This window comes from Micromonospora antibiotica (assembly GCF_017599305.1).
GTDB classification, from domain to species: Bacteria; Actinomycetota; Actinomycetes; order Mycobacteriales; family Micromonosporaceae; genus Micromonospora; species Micromonospora antibiotica.
This window is the reverse complement of record NZ_JAGFWR010000020.1, coordinates 1-12,743: the sequence shown is the minus strand read 5'-3', so window position 1 is coordinate 12,743 and position 12,743 is coordinate 1. Positions and strand designations below refer to the sequence as shown.

General features: G+C 72.8%; 14 protein-coding genes. 9 read left to right on the top strand and 5 right to left on the bottom strand.

From position 1 onward, the window contains the following. The first annotated feature begins 42 nt into the window (after positions 1-42). Positions 43-507 (top strand): PPOX class F420-dependent oxidoreductase, encoded by a 465-nt coding sequence (locus JQN83_RS24980; RefSeq protein WP_208569602.1) that lies wholly within the window; start codon positions 43-45, stop codon positions 505-507. 45 nt (positions 508-552) lie between these two features. Here JQN83_RS24980 and JQN83_RS24975 read toward each other — a convergent pair whose 3' ends face one another. Beyond that, positions 553-1,785: a serine hydrolase domain-containing protein gene (locus tag JQN83_RS24975; protein ID WP_208569601.1), complete on the bottom strand. Its 1,233-nt coding sequence runs from the start codon at positions 1,783-1,785 to the stop codon at positions 553-555. Between the two features lie 78 nt (positions 1,786-1,863). Here JQN83_RS24975 and JQN83_RS24970 point away from each other — a divergent pair, with 78 nt between their 5' ends. The 3 genes from JQN83_RS24970 (at position 1,864) to JQN83_RS24960 (ending at position 4,088) form a co-directional block, all read left to right on the top strand. Beyond that, positions 1,864-2,457, top strand: a complete 594-nt coding sequence (locus tag JQN83_RS24970; RefSeq protein ID WP_208569600.1) for a pentapeptide repeat-containing protein — start codon at positions 1,864-1,866, stop codon at positions 2,455-2,457. Between the two features lie 221 nt (positions 2,458-2,678). Then, entirely contained in the window at positions 2,679-3,575 is an 897-nt protein-coding gene (locus JQN83_RS24965) for a hypothetical protein (protein ID WP_307799673.1), read from the top strand. A gap of 75 nt (positions 3,576-3,650) precedes the next feature. After that, positions 3,651-4,088: a nitroreductase family deazaflavin-dependent oxidoreductase gene (locus JQN83_RS24960; RefSeq protein WP_208569599.1), complete on the top strand. Its 438-nt coding sequence runs from the start codon at positions 3,651-3,653 to the stop codon at positions 4,086-4,088. Between the two features lie 162 nt (positions 4,089-4,250). Here the strand turns inward: JQN83_RS24960 and JQN83_RS24955 are convergent, their stop codons facing one another. Next, entirely contained in the window at positions 4,251-4,976 is a 726-nt protein-coding gene (locus tag JQN83_RS24955; RefSeq protein WP_208569598.1) for an aquaporin, read from the bottom strand. Positions 4,977-5,214: 238 nt separating this feature from the next. On the opposite strand from JQN83_RS24955, the gene JQN83_RS24950 reads away from it, so the two are divergent. Then, positions 5,215-5,496 (top strand): HesB/IscA family protein, encoded by a 282-nt coding sequence (locus tag JQN83_RS24950; RefSeq protein WP_208569597.1) that lies wholly within the window; start codon positions 5,215-5,217, stop codon positions 5,494-5,496. A 5-nt stretch (positions 5,497-5,501) separates the two neighbouring features. Here the strand turns inward: JQN83_RS24950 and JQN83_RS24945 are convergent, their stop codons facing one another. Continuing rightward, positions 5,502-6,596, bottom strand: coding sequence for a beta family protein (locus JQN83_RS24945; protein WP_208569596.1), 1,095 nt, complete (start codon positions 6,594-6,596; stop codon positions 5,502-5,504). A 203-nt stretch (positions 6,597-6,799) separates the two neighbouring features. Between JQN83_RS24945 and JQN83_RS24940 the strand changes: the two genes are divergently transcribed. Then, the gene (locus JQN83_RS24940; protein ID WP_208569595.1) at positions 6,800-8,200 is read left to right on the top strand and encodes a cellulose binding domain-containing protein; all 1,401 of its coding nucleotides are present in this window, start codon (positions 6,800-6,802) and stop codon (positions 8,198-8,200) included. Positions 8,201-8,314: 114 nt separating this feature from the next. Here JQN83_RS24940 and JQN83_RS24935 read toward each other — a convergent pair whose 3' ends face one another. Then, positions 8,315-9,010, bottom strand: coding sequence for a response regulator transcription factor (locus tag JQN83_RS24935; RefSeq protein ID WP_208569594.1), 696 nt, complete (start codon positions 9,008-9,010; stop codon positions 8,315-8,317). A 253-nt stretch (positions 9,011-9,263) separates the two neighbouring features. On the opposite strand from JQN83_RS24935, the gene JQN83_RS24930 reads away from it, so the two are divergent. Both JQN83_RS24930 and JQN83_RS24925 read left to right on the top strand, forming a co-directional pair. Continuing rightward, positions 9,264-9,671, top strand: a complete 408-nt coding sequence (locus tag JQN83_RS24930) for a hypothetical protein (RefSeq protein WP_208569593.1) — start codon at positions 9,264-9,266, stop codon at positions 9,669-9,671. A gap of 237 nt (positions 9,672-9,908) precedes the next feature. Continuing rightward, complete coding sequence (locus JQN83_RS24925; protein WP_219467678.1) at positions 9,909-10,301, top strand: cupin domain-containing protein; 393 nt, start codon at positions 9,909-9,911, stop codon at positions 10,299-10,301. A 182-nt stretch (positions 10,302-10,483) separates the two neighbouring features. Here JQN83_RS24925 and JQN83_RS24920 read toward each other — a convergent pair whose 3' ends face one another. Further along, a complete protein-coding gene (locus tag JQN83_RS24920) occupies positions 10,484-11,671 on the bottom strand; it encodes a threonine synthase (RefSeq protein ID WP_208569592.1) in 1,188 nt (395 codons plus the stop codon). Between the two features lie 116 nt (positions 11,672-11,787). On the opposite strand from JQN83_RS24920, the gene JQN83_RS24915 reads away from it, so the two are divergent. Beyond that, positions 11,788-12,570: an aldo/keto reductase gene (locus JQN83_RS24915; RefSeq protein WP_208569591.1), complete on the top strand. Its 783-nt coding sequence runs from the start codon at positions 11,788-11,790 to the stop codon at positions 12,568-12,570. Positions 12,571-12,743: the final 173 nt, after the last annotated feature.

The following is a 12,743-nucleotide window of genomic DNA, read 5'->3' as shown; positions in this document are numbered from 1 at the left end:
GCCACCGGGGCCACCGGGGGGCGGACCTGGTAGAACCGGGGGATGGCACGCAGCATCGCAACGAACACCCGGGTCGACCGGGACGCCCTGATCGAATTCGTCCGCCCCCGCCACCGGGTCCTGCTGATGACCACCCGGGCCGACGGCCGGCCGCAGTCCTCCCCGGTCGCCTGCGGGGTCGACGCCGCCGGGCGACTGGTCATCTCCAGCTACCCGCAGCGCGCCAAGGTCGCCAACATCCGCCGGGACCCGAGGGTCTCCGCCTGCGTGCTCTCCGACGACTGGGACGGCCCCTGGGTGCAGGTCGACGGCACGGCCGAGGTGCTCGACCTGCCCGACGCGCTGGACCCGCTGGTGGAGTACTTCCGCAGCATCTCCGGCGAGCACCCGGACTGGGACGAGTACCGGGCGGCCATGGTGGCGCAGGGCAAGTCGCTGATCCGGGTCACCATCGGAAGCTGGGGCCCGATCGCCACCGGCGGCTTCCCGGCCAACCTTGCTGACTGACCCCGCCGGCCGGGCCGGCACCGCCGTCGCCCGGCCCGGCGCGGCTCAGCCGACCAGGGCGGCGTAGACGAGCTGGCGCAGCTGCGAGCGCAACGGGTAGGTGCTCGACGGCATCAGCTGGGTGAACAGCAGGGCGGTGATCTCCTCGGCCGGGTCGACCCAGAACGCGGTGCTGGCCAGCCCACCCCAGTAGAACTCGCCGACGCTGCTCGGCACCTTGGCCGGGACCGGGTCCTGCACCACGGCGAAGCCCAGGCCGAAACCGATGCCGTCGAGCACCGTCTCGGCGAACCCCTGCGGCTGCAGCGACGCCAGGTCGCCGCCGCCGGGCAGGTGGTTGCGGGTCATGTAGCGCACCGTGCGGGGCCCGAGCAGTCGTACGCCGTCCAGCTCGCCGCCGCGCAGCAGCAGCTGGGTGAACCGGTGGTAGTCGGCGGCGGTGGAGACCAGCCCGCCCCCGCCGGAGAAGCACTCCGGGCGGGTCAGCGCGGCGGCACCGAGCTGGTCGGCGCGGACCGCCCGGCCGGTGCCCGGGTGCGGGGTGTAGAGGGCGGCGAGCCGTTTGGCGTCGGCCGGATCGACCCAGAACCGGGTGTCCGTCATGCCCAGCGGGGTGAGGACCCGCTCGGTGAGGAAGTCGGCCAGGCTCTGCCCGGAGACGACCTCGATGAGCCGGCCGAGCACGTCGGTGGAGACCCCGTAGTTCCAGCCGGTGCCGGGCTGGAACAGCAGCGGCAGCTGCGCCATCCCGGCGCTCGCCCCGGCCAGGTCCAGCCCCGGCGGGACGCCGAGGTCGTAGCCGGCGGCCCGGTAGAGCGCGTCGACCACCGAGGTCTGCGCGAAGCCGTAGGTGAGCCCGGCGGTGTGGGTGAGCAGGTGCCACACCCGGATCGGCTCGACCGCCGGCACGGTGTACGGCTTGAGCGCCGAACCCCGGTCGAAGACCCGGACGTCGGCGAACTCCGGCAGCCAGCGGCTGATCGGGTCGGTCAGCTCGAACCGGCCCTCCTCCCACAGCATCATCGCCGCGACCGAGGTGATCGGCTTGGTCATCGAGTAGATCCGCCAGATGGTGTCCGGCTCGACCGGGCTGCCCGCCTCCACGTCGCGCAGCCCACGGACCGAGGAGTGCGCCACCTCGCCGCGACGGGTGACGACGATCTGCCAACCGGCCAGCCGCCCGTCGTCGACGTACCGGCCGAAGTGTTCGTCGATGCGGGCCAGCCGGGCCGGGTCGAAGCCGGTACGGGTCGGGTCGGTGCTGGGTGCCACGCTCACCCGGCCGAAACTACTAGCCGGTACGCGCCGGACGGAAGGTGCGGTGGTGGTGTCGGTGCTCGCACCTAGGGTGGGGTGGTGCCGCAGACCATCGAGGACAAGACGTTCCGCCATACCGACTGGTACGCCGAGGAGCTGGTCGACCGGCACTTCGTGCGGTGCGTCTTCACCGACGTCGACCTGACCGAGGCGGTCACCCGGGGCGCCTCGTTCACCGGGTGTGACTTCGGCGGGGTGTCGTTCAACTCCTCCCGGCACACCGACTCGGCCTTCGTCCGCTGCGGGTTCCGCCGGTGCAACCTGTTCGAGGCCGAGTTCACCGGTTGCAAGCTGGTCGGCAGCACGTTCGACCAGTGCGCGCTGCGTCCGTTGCGGGTGTCGGGCGGGGACTGGTCGTTCGTCGGGTTGCCCGGGGCCGACCTGCGGGGCGCGCAGTTCAGCGACGTCCGGATGCGGGAGGTCGACCTGTCCGGGGCGGACCTGACCGGCGCGACCCTGGCCCGGGTGGACCTCTCGGCGGCCCAGCTGCGCGCGGTGCGTCTCACCGGGGCCGATCTGCGGGGCAGCGACCTCACCGCGTTGGACCCGACGGCGGTCGAGCGGGCCGGCGCGGTGATCGACCCGGCCCAGGCGATGGTGCTGGCCGGGGCGCTGGGTTTCGAGATCCGCTGACGGCCCCCTATCGTTGATCTTCTGGCCATTTCGCGGCTGAGCTGGGGTTTCATATTAGGTAGGAAACTTTCCCCGGCACGCACTTGGTAACAAACTGGAAACGCCCACCCGCTGGCATATGGCGCATGGCGGCCCTGGAATGAAAACGTGAGAACGCTCACGGCGCGACCGCACCCCCTCCCCGACCGGTCGCGGGCGTCGGGCTGGGGAGTGGGACACACGTGAACGACCAAGAGACCTGGCGGATCGGGCCGGGCCCGACGACGCGCATCGCCCAACGGCGGGAGGCCCGTCGCCGGCAACGCCGCCGCTGGGCGATCGGTTCGGTGGCCGGTCTGGCCTGCCTTGCGGTGCTGGTGACCTATCTGGGCCCGGACCCGGACCCGGCGGAGCCCGACCTGGTGCTGCCGGCCGGTGCGCCGACCCCGGCCGGTTATCCGACCGGGGCGACGGGGGTGGGCGTGTCGGGCGAGGCCGGGGTCGCCGCACCCGGCCTGCAGCCCCGGGAACGCACCCCGCCGCCGCCGAGCGAGCCGCCGACGCCGACGGCCACCCCGGCGGCGTCCCCGGCCGCGCCGACGCTGAGCGTCTCCCGGGCCGAGGTGCCCGCCGAGGTGGACCTGACCGCCCTGGGCGCCCGGGACTGGGTGCACTGGGGCCTCAACCGGCCGGAGACCCTGATCCGTAAGAACGGCGGCACCGGTGAGATCCGCGACGAGGGCGGCCGGGGCGCACGCGACCGGTACGACACCAATCCCGAGTTGTTCGGGTGGCGTGACGGTGCCGGGGTGCCGGCAGTCTCCGCCACCGCCACCGGTGTGTTCGTCTGCGGGGTCGGTAACGGGTTCGCGCTGGCCGTGACCGGCGACGGTGAACCGCGTACGGTGCACCTCTTCGCCGGGACCTGGATGGCCCAGGGTCGGTTGGACGTGCGGCTGTCCACCGGCGGCGCGACCCGCACGCTGCGGCTGGAGGACCCGCACACCACCCACACCGCCCAGTTCGTCATCCGGTACCGGGTGCCCCGGGGTGAGCAGCTGCTGATCCGCTGGACCGTCGAGAAGACCTTCAACAGCAGTTGCGGCAACGTGAACCTCCAGGCGGCAGCGGTGCGTTGAGTCGTTCGCCCGCCTTTGGGGTTTATGTCGGGATAGCGTGGCCGGGTCGATGCCACGAGCTACCCGGAGGCGCAGATGTCGACCGACGAGCAGGTGCTGGACAGCCCCGAGGGCTGGGTCGCCGATCACATCCGGCGGTACGTCGCGACCGGCGGTGCCGAGGGGCACGAGTGGCAGCCGGGCGTCTACACGCTGCTGCTGACCACCCGGGGCCGGCGCAGCGGCAGGCTACGCCGCACCGCGCTCATCTACGGGCGGGACGGCGACGACTACCTGATCGTCGCCTCCCAGGGTGGTGCGCCCCAGCACCCCTCCTGGTATCTCAACCTGCTCGACGAACCCGACGCACAGGTGCAGGTGGGCCCGGAGACGTTCGCCGTCCGGGCGCGGACCGCCGAGCCGGCGGAGCGGGCCCGGATGTGGCCGAGGATGACCGGCATCTGGCCGGCCTACAACGAATACCAGAGCAAGACCGACCGGGAGATCCCGGTGGTGGTGCTGCAACGGCGCTGACCGCCCGGGTGGCGTCCACCGGTCGGGCTCAGCCGGTCGGCTGACCCCGGTCGGGTGGCTCTGATCGGGGTGGTCGTGGTCAGCTGACCACGGTCGGGTGGCCCCGTTGGGGTGGCCCTGGTCGGGTGGCCCTGGCTGGGTGGCCCGGTGGGGTGGTCGGGGTCAGGTCGGGTCCGGCGCGGCCGGATCGGGCGCGTCGGGTTCGGCACGGAAGTGCCGGCTCGGCGCCACCAGCAGCGGGGCGGCCAGCGCGGCCAGCGCCCCACCGAGCAGCGGAAAGACGATGAACACCCACAGCTGCCGGAGCGCGGCACCGCCCTCGAACACGGCCGGACCGAACGACCGGGCCGGGTTGATCGAGGTGCCGTCCAGGGTGATTCCCACCAGCAGCACCGCCACCAGGGCCAGGCCGATCGCCAGACCGGCGAAGCCGGCGTGCTCGACCCGGCTCGTCACCACCAGCACCACCAGCACGAACAGGAAGGTCAGGATGACCTCCAGCACCGCCGTGCCACCCCGGTTGATGTGCACCCCGTAACCGTTGGTGCCCAACGCTCCCGTCTGGTCCGCCACGCCACCCCAGCGGACCAGCCCCCAGATGACGAAGCCGGCCACCGTGGCCCCCACGAACTGCGCGATCCAGTACGCGACCGCGCCGACCACGGAGATCTTGCCGGAGAGCAGCACCCCCATCGTCACCGCCGGATTGAGGTGCGCGCCGGAGAGCGGGCCGATCGCGTACACCAACCCCACCAGCACGAACCCGAAGGCCAGCGCCACGGCCACCACGCCGCCCTGGAGTTGGGCGAAGACGGCGGTGCCCACCCCGGCGAGGACCAGCAGCAGGGTGCCGAGCAGTTCTGCGGCGTACCGTCGGGCAGCGTCCATGCGCTCAGGGTAGGAAAGATCAGGGCGCTGAGGAGCGGAAACGTGGATGTTCTGCGGATTCGCCGATAGCCGGCGCTCTATTTGACGAACCTCCGGGCGGCAGGCACCGTGGGTGGGGAGGGCGGCACGAAGACGCCCCGAATCACCCGGCGGGCACCGGTTCGCCGCAGGGAACGCGCACGTGTCGTCGAGCGACGTTCCGACCCTGATGATCCCGATGATCCCGAGGAGTCCCACCATGCTCACGATGACCGACAACGCCGTACTCGTGATCCGTGACCTCGCGGCCCAGCAGGACGTGGCCCAGGACGGCGGGCTGCGGATCGCCGCCGACACCGAGGCCGGTGCGCTCACCATCGAACTGGTGCCCGTGCCGGCGCAGGGCGATCAGGTCGTCGACACCGAGGGGGCCCGCATCTTCCTCGACCCCGACGCCGCCGAACTGCTCAACGACACCTCCGTGGACGCCTCCGTCGACGACGAGGGCGTGGTCCAGTTCGGCTTCACCGAGCAGGAGTGACCCGGTCAGCGGGCCCACCGGTGCTCCCCGCCGCGGTGCGGCCGGGTGAACCCGTCCCGGTCGTCGACGCCCGTCGGTGGGCCCCGACGACGCCCGTCGACCGGCCCGGTCAGCTCCGACAGCACGTGCGCCAGATGGTGTGACGTGCTCCATGCCGTCCAGTTCGCCGGTGACCCGGCCCCGGTGACCCGGCGGGCCCGCCGCAGCAACTCGTGGTCACCCCAGGAGAACCCCGCCCCGGCGGCCGGCCAGTGTGCGGCGGTGACCAGCGTGCGGCACAGGTCGGCGAACCGTTCGTCGCCCCGGCCACCCCGCCGCGACCAGCGGTAGATCCACCACCCGTCGTCGGCGGTGTACCGCACCGTCGGCAGCCGGTCGCCCGGCTCCACGTCGCCCGGCGGGGCGGGGACCACCCCGTAGTCGCCGTACCCGACGCCCAGGTCGGTCAGCCGACGCCAGAACAGCCAGTCCCAGCGGTCGACCCGGACCGGTTCGTCGGTGCGCAGCCGGGACAGCGACGGCGGCATCCCGCCGGCCGCCACGGTCACCGTGCGCCAGGCGTGCCGGCAGGCCCAGTCCACCACCCGGCGCACCCGGGGCTCGGCGACCCGCAGGTCGGCGAGGCAGCACACGTCACCGGCGTCGACCAGCAGGTCACACTGCTCCGGGACCAGCCCGGTCCGCCGCCAGATCCGCTCCACCGCCGTCGTCGTGGCGTCCGGGCCGGCCCGGTCCCGGCCGATCCGCAGCCGGACCACCGCACCCCGGGCGTACGCCCGACAGGCCGCGCCGTGTGCCGCCAACCGCCGGTCGCCACAGGCCAACCCGACCACCGGCAGGACGGGCAGGTCCCACCGGGCCAGCTCGCCGGCCGGCCCGTCGGGCAGGGCGCAGACGTCGACGGCCGGCACCAGACCGGCGGGCAGCCGGCGCAGCAGATCGGGCAGGCCGGTATCGGTCGGGGACACGTCGAGGACCGGGGCGACCAGGGGAGCCGAGGCGCTGTCGAGATGACCCAGCGCCTCCAGCTCACCGCGTCTGCTGGTGAGGATGGGGCGGTAGACCGGTTCCGCCACCCGACCCCCGGGGGCGGGCACCATACCTCAATCTACCGGGCCGACCGGCCCTGCCACAGGGGTTGCCGGCAATCGTCCTGACGGATCGGCACCGTACCCGGGGCCCTCCACATCGGGCATTGACAGTGGCCGGTGCCGGTGGTGGCATGGGTGGGCGGTACGCCGGGCGTGGAAGGGCATCCGATCACCATGTCCCCGCTCCATCCTGCCCGGAAGGCGTACCCCCAATGACATCGTCGCGTCACCGTGCCGGCCTGCTCGCGGCGTTGACCGCCGCCGCGCTGCTGCTGGCCGTTCCGCTGCCCGCCCGTGCGCTCGCGGTGCCCGAGCCGAGCACCCCGGTCACCGGCAACGCCACCCACTTCGACGGCCTCGGTGCCCCGTACGGCGGCTGCGGCCTGCCCCAGGCGGAGCTGGACTCGCCGGACTTCGTCGCGCTCAACGCCTACGACCTGCCCGGTGACTACTCGTCGTACCCGCTGCGGCCGATCCCGGCCAGCCAGGCGGCGAAGATCGGGCTGTGGAACAACGGCCTCAACTGTGGCCGGTTCGTGCGGGTCACCATCGGCGACTACTGCACCGGCGTCAACGACGGCGCACCGGGTCAGCCGTTCTGCCGCAACGGTTCGTGGACCACGGACGCCTACAACGGGGCGACCCTGACCATGGTGGTGGCGGACAGTTGCGGCGACGGCAACGCCTGGTGCCGTGACGACCCCTACCACCTGGACCTCTCCACCGCCTCGCTCAACCGGTTCGTGCGCAACGGGACGCCGGTGGGGGACCTGAACCCCACCCACTGGAACAACCGGCACGTCTCCTGGTCGTTCGTGCCCGCGCCGGACTACTCCGGCGACATCCGGATCGGCTTCATGAAGGGCGCCCAGCGGTACTGGCCGGCGATCGCCGTCTCGCACCTGCCCAACGGCATCCACGGGGTGGAATACCTGGCCGGTGGGGTGTGGACGGCCGCCACGATGAACAGCGACATGGGACAGTCGTACGTGATCGGGGCGACCGCGTCCGGTGGCACCGACTTCCAGATCCGGGTCCGCGACGCGGCCGGCACGCTGGTCAACAACGGTCGGGTCTACCGGTTCGCGCTGCCCGCCTCCTGCGGTGGGACGTGCTCGGCGGCGTACACCCGGGCCGACTACACCACCTCGGACGGGACGACCCCGACCCCCACCGCGACGCCGTCGGCCACCCCCACCGCGACGCCGTCGGCCACCCCCACCGCGACGCCGACCGGCACTCCCACCGGCACGCCGACCGGCACCCCCACCGCGACACCGACCGGCACTCCCACCGGCACGCCCGCGCCGGTGGCCGGTTGCTCGGCCGGATACCGGGTGACCGGCAACTGGTCGGGCGGCTTCCAGGCCGAGGTGACGGTGCGCAACGTCGGCAGCACCGCCATCACCGGCTGGACCACCGCGCTGACCTTCGCGGGCGCGCAGCAGATCGCCTCGTCCTGGAACGCCACGGTCAGTCAGTCCGGCCGGCAGGTCACCGCCACCAACGCCAACTACAACGGCAGCCTGCCCCCCGGCGCGACCACCACCTGGGGCCTGGTCGGCACCGGTGACAACCAGCCCCCGACGGTGCTGACCTGCGCCGTCCGCTGACCCACCGCCGAGCCGGTGTCCCGACCCCGGTCGGGGCACCGGCCGGTCGTCACCCTGCCGGGTGCGCCGGCAGCAGACCGGGACCTGCCGCCGCCGGTGCGCCATGTCGCCGGCTCACCGGTCGTCCCCCGGCGGGGCGAGCCGCACCCCGACCCCGCGCACGGTGTGCAGGTAGCGCGGCTGCTGGGCACTCTCCCCGAGCTTGCGGCGCAGCCAGGACAGGTGCACGTCGACGGTCTTGTCCGCCCCGCCGTAGGGGATCCGCCAGACCTCGGTGAGCAGCTCCCGTTTGGTCACCACCGCACCGGGCCGGCCGGCGAGGTGGTGCAGCAGGTCGAACTCGCGCGGAGTCAGCTCCACCGGTACGCCGTCCAGGGTGACCTGGCGGGCGCGTGGGTCGACGCGCAGCCCGCCGACCGCCAGCACGGCCTCGCCGTCGGGCCGGTCGGGGCCGCCCCGGCGCAGCACCGCCCGCACCCGGGCATCGAGCTGCACGGCGGTGAACGGCTTGACGACGTAGTCGTCCGCCCCGGCGTCGAGCAGCCGGACGATCTCCCGCTCGTCGTCGCGGGCGGTGGCCACGATCACCGGTACGGCGCTGACCGCACGCAGCATCCGCAGCAGCTCGCCGCCGTCGAGGTCGGGCAGGCCGAGGTCGAGCACCACCAGATCGGGCCGGTCGTCGAGGGTGTGCCGCAGACCCTCCATCGCGGTCGACGCGGCGGCCACCGCGTGTCCCCGGTCGCGCAGCGCCCGGACCAGCGGGGTACGGATGGTCAGATCGTCCTCGACGAGCAGCAGTCGGGCCACCCCAGCAGGCTAGCCCCGGCCGCCGACCCGCCCGCCGGCCGGGCGCAGCTCCGCAGGCGGGCGCAGCTCGGCCGATGGGCGGAGTTTGCGCAGCTCAAGGCGGGTTTATGTCAGCTAATGGACATGCGGTCGACTGGTGGTAGCCGGCATGACCGACATATTTTCGAGGTACGGATCCGGCCGTACGGCGCGGATCGTGGAGTCACCCCCCATCGCTCCCGGCCCGAGAAGGTGGCCGGCAGGCAGGAGCACCATGTCCAGCACCGGTCCCCGGCGTCGCCCGGCCACCCAACCCGTTCCCGGCCGCGACGACGTGGCCCTGGCCGACGCCCAACTGGTCAGTTACCGGCAGACCGGCATGCCCGTCTCGGCCCGGATGCTCTACGCCGTGGTGCACGCCAACGGCGTCCTGGCCCGTGGTCTCGGCGCGGCTTCCGCCACCCGGCTCGCCCCCGGCATGTACCAGGTCGTCTTCGACCAGGACGTGAGCCGGGCCGGTTACGTGGGCACGATCGGGTTGGCCGGCAGCGCCGGGCTCGCGCCGCCCGGTGGCATCAGCGTGGTGGGGCGGACCGGCATCCCCAACGGGGTGTTCGTCAAGACGTTCGCCACCGACGGCAGCGTCTCCGACCGTCCGTTCCACCTGGCGGTGTTGGCCTGAACGGGCGCACGGCGCCGTACGGCCCACCGGCCGTCCGTCGCCGCGCTCCGACCGTCTCCCACCATCGCAGCCATCCGGCGGTACGCCAGCGGGGACCTGGTTCGACCGGTGCGATCGCCGCGCCGGTCTGGAGTGCTCGTTGCCCGATCCGGCGACGGGCAAACCTGCCCGGGGCGGGGAATTCCATCATCTGCACGGCCCGGCGTGATCCGTCGTCGTTGCGGGTATGAGCGGAACATGGAGCATTTCACGATCGCGACGGTCGCCCAGAAGAGCCCAGACTTCCGCCGGGTGCTCTGGACCGGCGAGAAGACCCAGTTGGTGATCATGACTATTCCGCCGGGCGGCGAGATCGGCGAGGAGGTCCACGACGGGATCGACCAGATCCTGACCTTCGTCAGCGGCACCGGTGAGGCCCGGGTCGGCGGGGAGACGCGGGAGGTCGCCCAGGGTGACCTGGTGGTGGTGCCGGCCGGGACGAAGCACAACTTCGTCAACACCGGGCCCAACCCCCTGGTCCTCTACACCGTCTACGGCCCGCCGGAGCACGCCGACCAGGTGGTGCACCGGACCAAGGAGGAAGCCGACGCGGCGGAGGCCGCCGGCCAGGACGAGCCGCCGACGTCCTGACCCGGTGCCACCGCCGACCGACAGGGCCCCTGCCCACGCCCGGTGCGTGTGGCCGGGGCCCTTCGTCGTCGCCGAGATCCGGCAGGTCCGCTACCGCTCACCGGCGGCGTCGACGCCACCGGCGTCCCGTGGGACGTGCCGTCCGTGGGACGCGGGTCGGCACCCGGGCGGGCGGCCGGCGGTCACCGCACGGGTACGCCGGAAACGTCGACCGTCTCCGGATACTTGAGCCCCGATCCGGTGTTCAGCACCACCACCCGCTCGTCGGCCCGGATCCAGCCACCGGCGCGCAGGTGGCGGGCGGCGGTCAGGCAGGCCGCCCCCTCCGGGCAGAGCAGCAACCCCTCCCGGGCGGCGAAGTCCCGCAGGTCGGCGAGGATCTCCGCGTCGTCCACGGCGACCGCCGTGCCGCTGCTCTCCCGCAGCGCGGTCAGGATCAGCTCGTCGCCCAGCGGGGCCGGCACGGTGATCCCGAACGCCACCGTGTGCGCGTCGACCCAGGGCCGGGCGCGGTCCTCCCCGGCGGCGAACGCCCGGACGATCGGCGCGCAGCCGGTGGACTGCACGGCCACCAACCGGGGCAGCTTGTCGCCCACCCAGCCCAGCTCCCGCAGCTCGTGCAGGGCCTTGTAGATGCCGATCAGGCCCACCCCGCCACCGGTCGGGTAGATGATCACGTCGGGCACCTGCCAGCCGAGCTGCTCGACGATCTCGTACCCCATCGTCTTCTTGCCCTCCAGCCGGTAGGGCTCGCGCAGTGTGCCGGCGTCGAAGACGGCCCCGTCGGCGTCGGCCACCAGCTCGGCCACCCAGCGTCCGGCATCACCGATCAACCCGTCGACCAGGCGCAGGTCGGCACCGGCGGCCACGCACTCGCGGCGGCAGATGACCGGGGCGTCCAACGGCATCACGATGGTCGCCGCCATCCCGGCCCGTGCCGCGTACGTCGCCCAGGCCGCCCCGGCGTTGCCGTTGGTGGGCATGGCGAGCCGTCGTACGCCCAGCTCCCGGGCCCGGCTCACCCCGACCGCCGCCCCCCGGGCCTTGAACGACCCGGTCGGGGTGAGTCCCTCGTCCTTGACGATCAGGTCGGCGATGCCGATCTCGTGGCCGTACGCCGGGGCGCGCAACAGCGGCGTCCACCCCTCGCCCAGCGTGGTGACGTGCCGCTCGTCGGCCACCGGCAGCAGTTCCCGGTAACGCCACAGGTCGGCCGGGCGCAACCCGAAGCGCTCCGGGGTCACCGTGGCGGCCACCGCGGCCAGGTCGTAGCGGGCCAGCAGTGGTGAGCCGCACGTGCAGAGGTTGGTGAGCCGGCCGGGGTCGTGCTCCCGACCGCAGCGGGGACATTCCAGGTGGGTCAGGTACACGATGCTCCTCGCCGTCGGCCCGGGTCGATGCTCGGCACACCGGCATTCTCCGGCAATCCGTCCGGGTTCGCCGGGGGCGCGGCATGTCCGCTCCGATGTCGGGTAGAACGGTCGGCATGGACCTCGACCAACCCACCGTCCTGCTCCCCGGCGACGTCCGGATGCCGCTGCTCGGTTTCGGCACCTGGCAGGCCACCGGCCAGGCCGGCTACGACGCGGTGCTGGCCGCGCTGGACGCCGGCTACCGGCACCTCGACACCGCCACCATGTACGGCAACGAGGAGGAGGTGGGTCGGGCGGTGCGGGAGAGCGGGTTACGCCGCGAGGACGTCTTCATCACCACCAAACTGCCGCCGGACCGGGTCGGCCGGGAACGGGAGACGATCGAGGCGAGCCTGCGGGCGCTGGGCACCGACCACGTCGACCTGTGGCTGATCCACTGGCCGCCGTCGTCACCGGCGGACAGCATCCCGGTCTGGCGCGAGCTGCTGGCCGCCCGGGACGCGGACCTCACCCGGGCGGTGGGGGTGAGCAACTACGCCACCGCCCAGCTCGACGAGCTGATCCAGGCCACCGAGGAGAACCCGGCGGTCAACCAGATCCGGTGGAGCCCGACGCTGTACGACCGGCAGCGGCACACCGAGCACCGGGACCGGGGGATCGTGCTGGAGGGCTACAGCCCGTTCAAGGCCAGCGACCTGGCCGACCCGGTGTTGACCCGGATCGCCGCCGCGCACGACGTCTCCCCGGCACAGGTGGTGCTGCGCTGGCACGTCGACCACGAGATCGTGGTGATCCCCAAGTCGGTGACCCCGGAGCGCATCCGCGCCAACGCCGACATCTGGAACTTCTCGCTGACCGCCGAGGAGATGCGCGACATCGACGCCCTGGGCGGTTGAGCCCGGACGGGGTGCGGGGGGCGTGACCCTGTGGGTCACGCCCCCCGCGTCTCGTGTTTTGACCGTCGGGGGGATTCGTGGTGGTGGAGGTCTAGCGGAATGGGGAGGACCCTGTCCATGATCTGAGTTCTCACACAAAGATCATCAATGGGCAGGGTCCTCGATGAGGAGCG

What these genes read in the sequence shown, in the direction of transcription:
- JQN83_RS24980 (WP_208569602.1), top strand. Translation starts at nt 43, where the DNA reads ATGGCACGCAGCATCGCAACGAACACCCGGGTCGACCGGGACGCCCTG.
- JQN83_RS24960 (WP_208569599.1), top strand. Translation starts at nt 3,651, where the DNA reads ATGTCGACCGACGAGCAGGTGCTGGACAGCCCCGAGGGCTGGGTCGCC.
- JQN83_RS24955 (WP_208569598.1), bottom strand. Translation starts at nt 4,976, where the DNA reads ATGGACGCTGCCCGACGGTACGCCGCAGAACTGCTCGGCACCCTGCTG.
- JQN83_RS24950 (WP_208569597.1), top strand. Translation starts at nt 5,215, where the DNA reads ATGCTCACGATGACCGACAACGCCGTACTCGTGATCCGTGACCTCGCG.
- JQN83_RS24945 (WP_208569596.1), bottom strand. Translation starts at nt 6,596, where the DNA reads ATGGTGCCCGCCCCCGGGGGTCGGGTGGCGGAACCGGTCTACCGCCCC.
- JQN83_RS24940 (WP_208569595.1), top strand. Translation starts at nt 6,800, where the DNA reads ATGACATCGTCGCGTCACCGTGCCGGCCTGCTCGCGGCGTTGACCGCC.
- JQN83_RS24930 (WP_208569593.1), top strand. Translation starts at nt 9,264, where the DNA reads ATGTCCAGCACCGGTCCCCGGCGTCGCCCGGCCACCCAACCCGTTCCC.
- JQN83_RS24925 (WP_219467678.1), top strand. Translation starts at nt 9,909, where the DNA reads ATGGAGCATTTCACGATCGCGACGGTCGCCCAGAAGAGCCCAGACTTC.
- JQN83_RS24915 (WP_208569591.1), top strand. Translation starts at nt 11,788, where the DNA reads ATGGACCTCGACCAACCCACCGTCCTGCTCCCCGGCGACGTCCGGATG.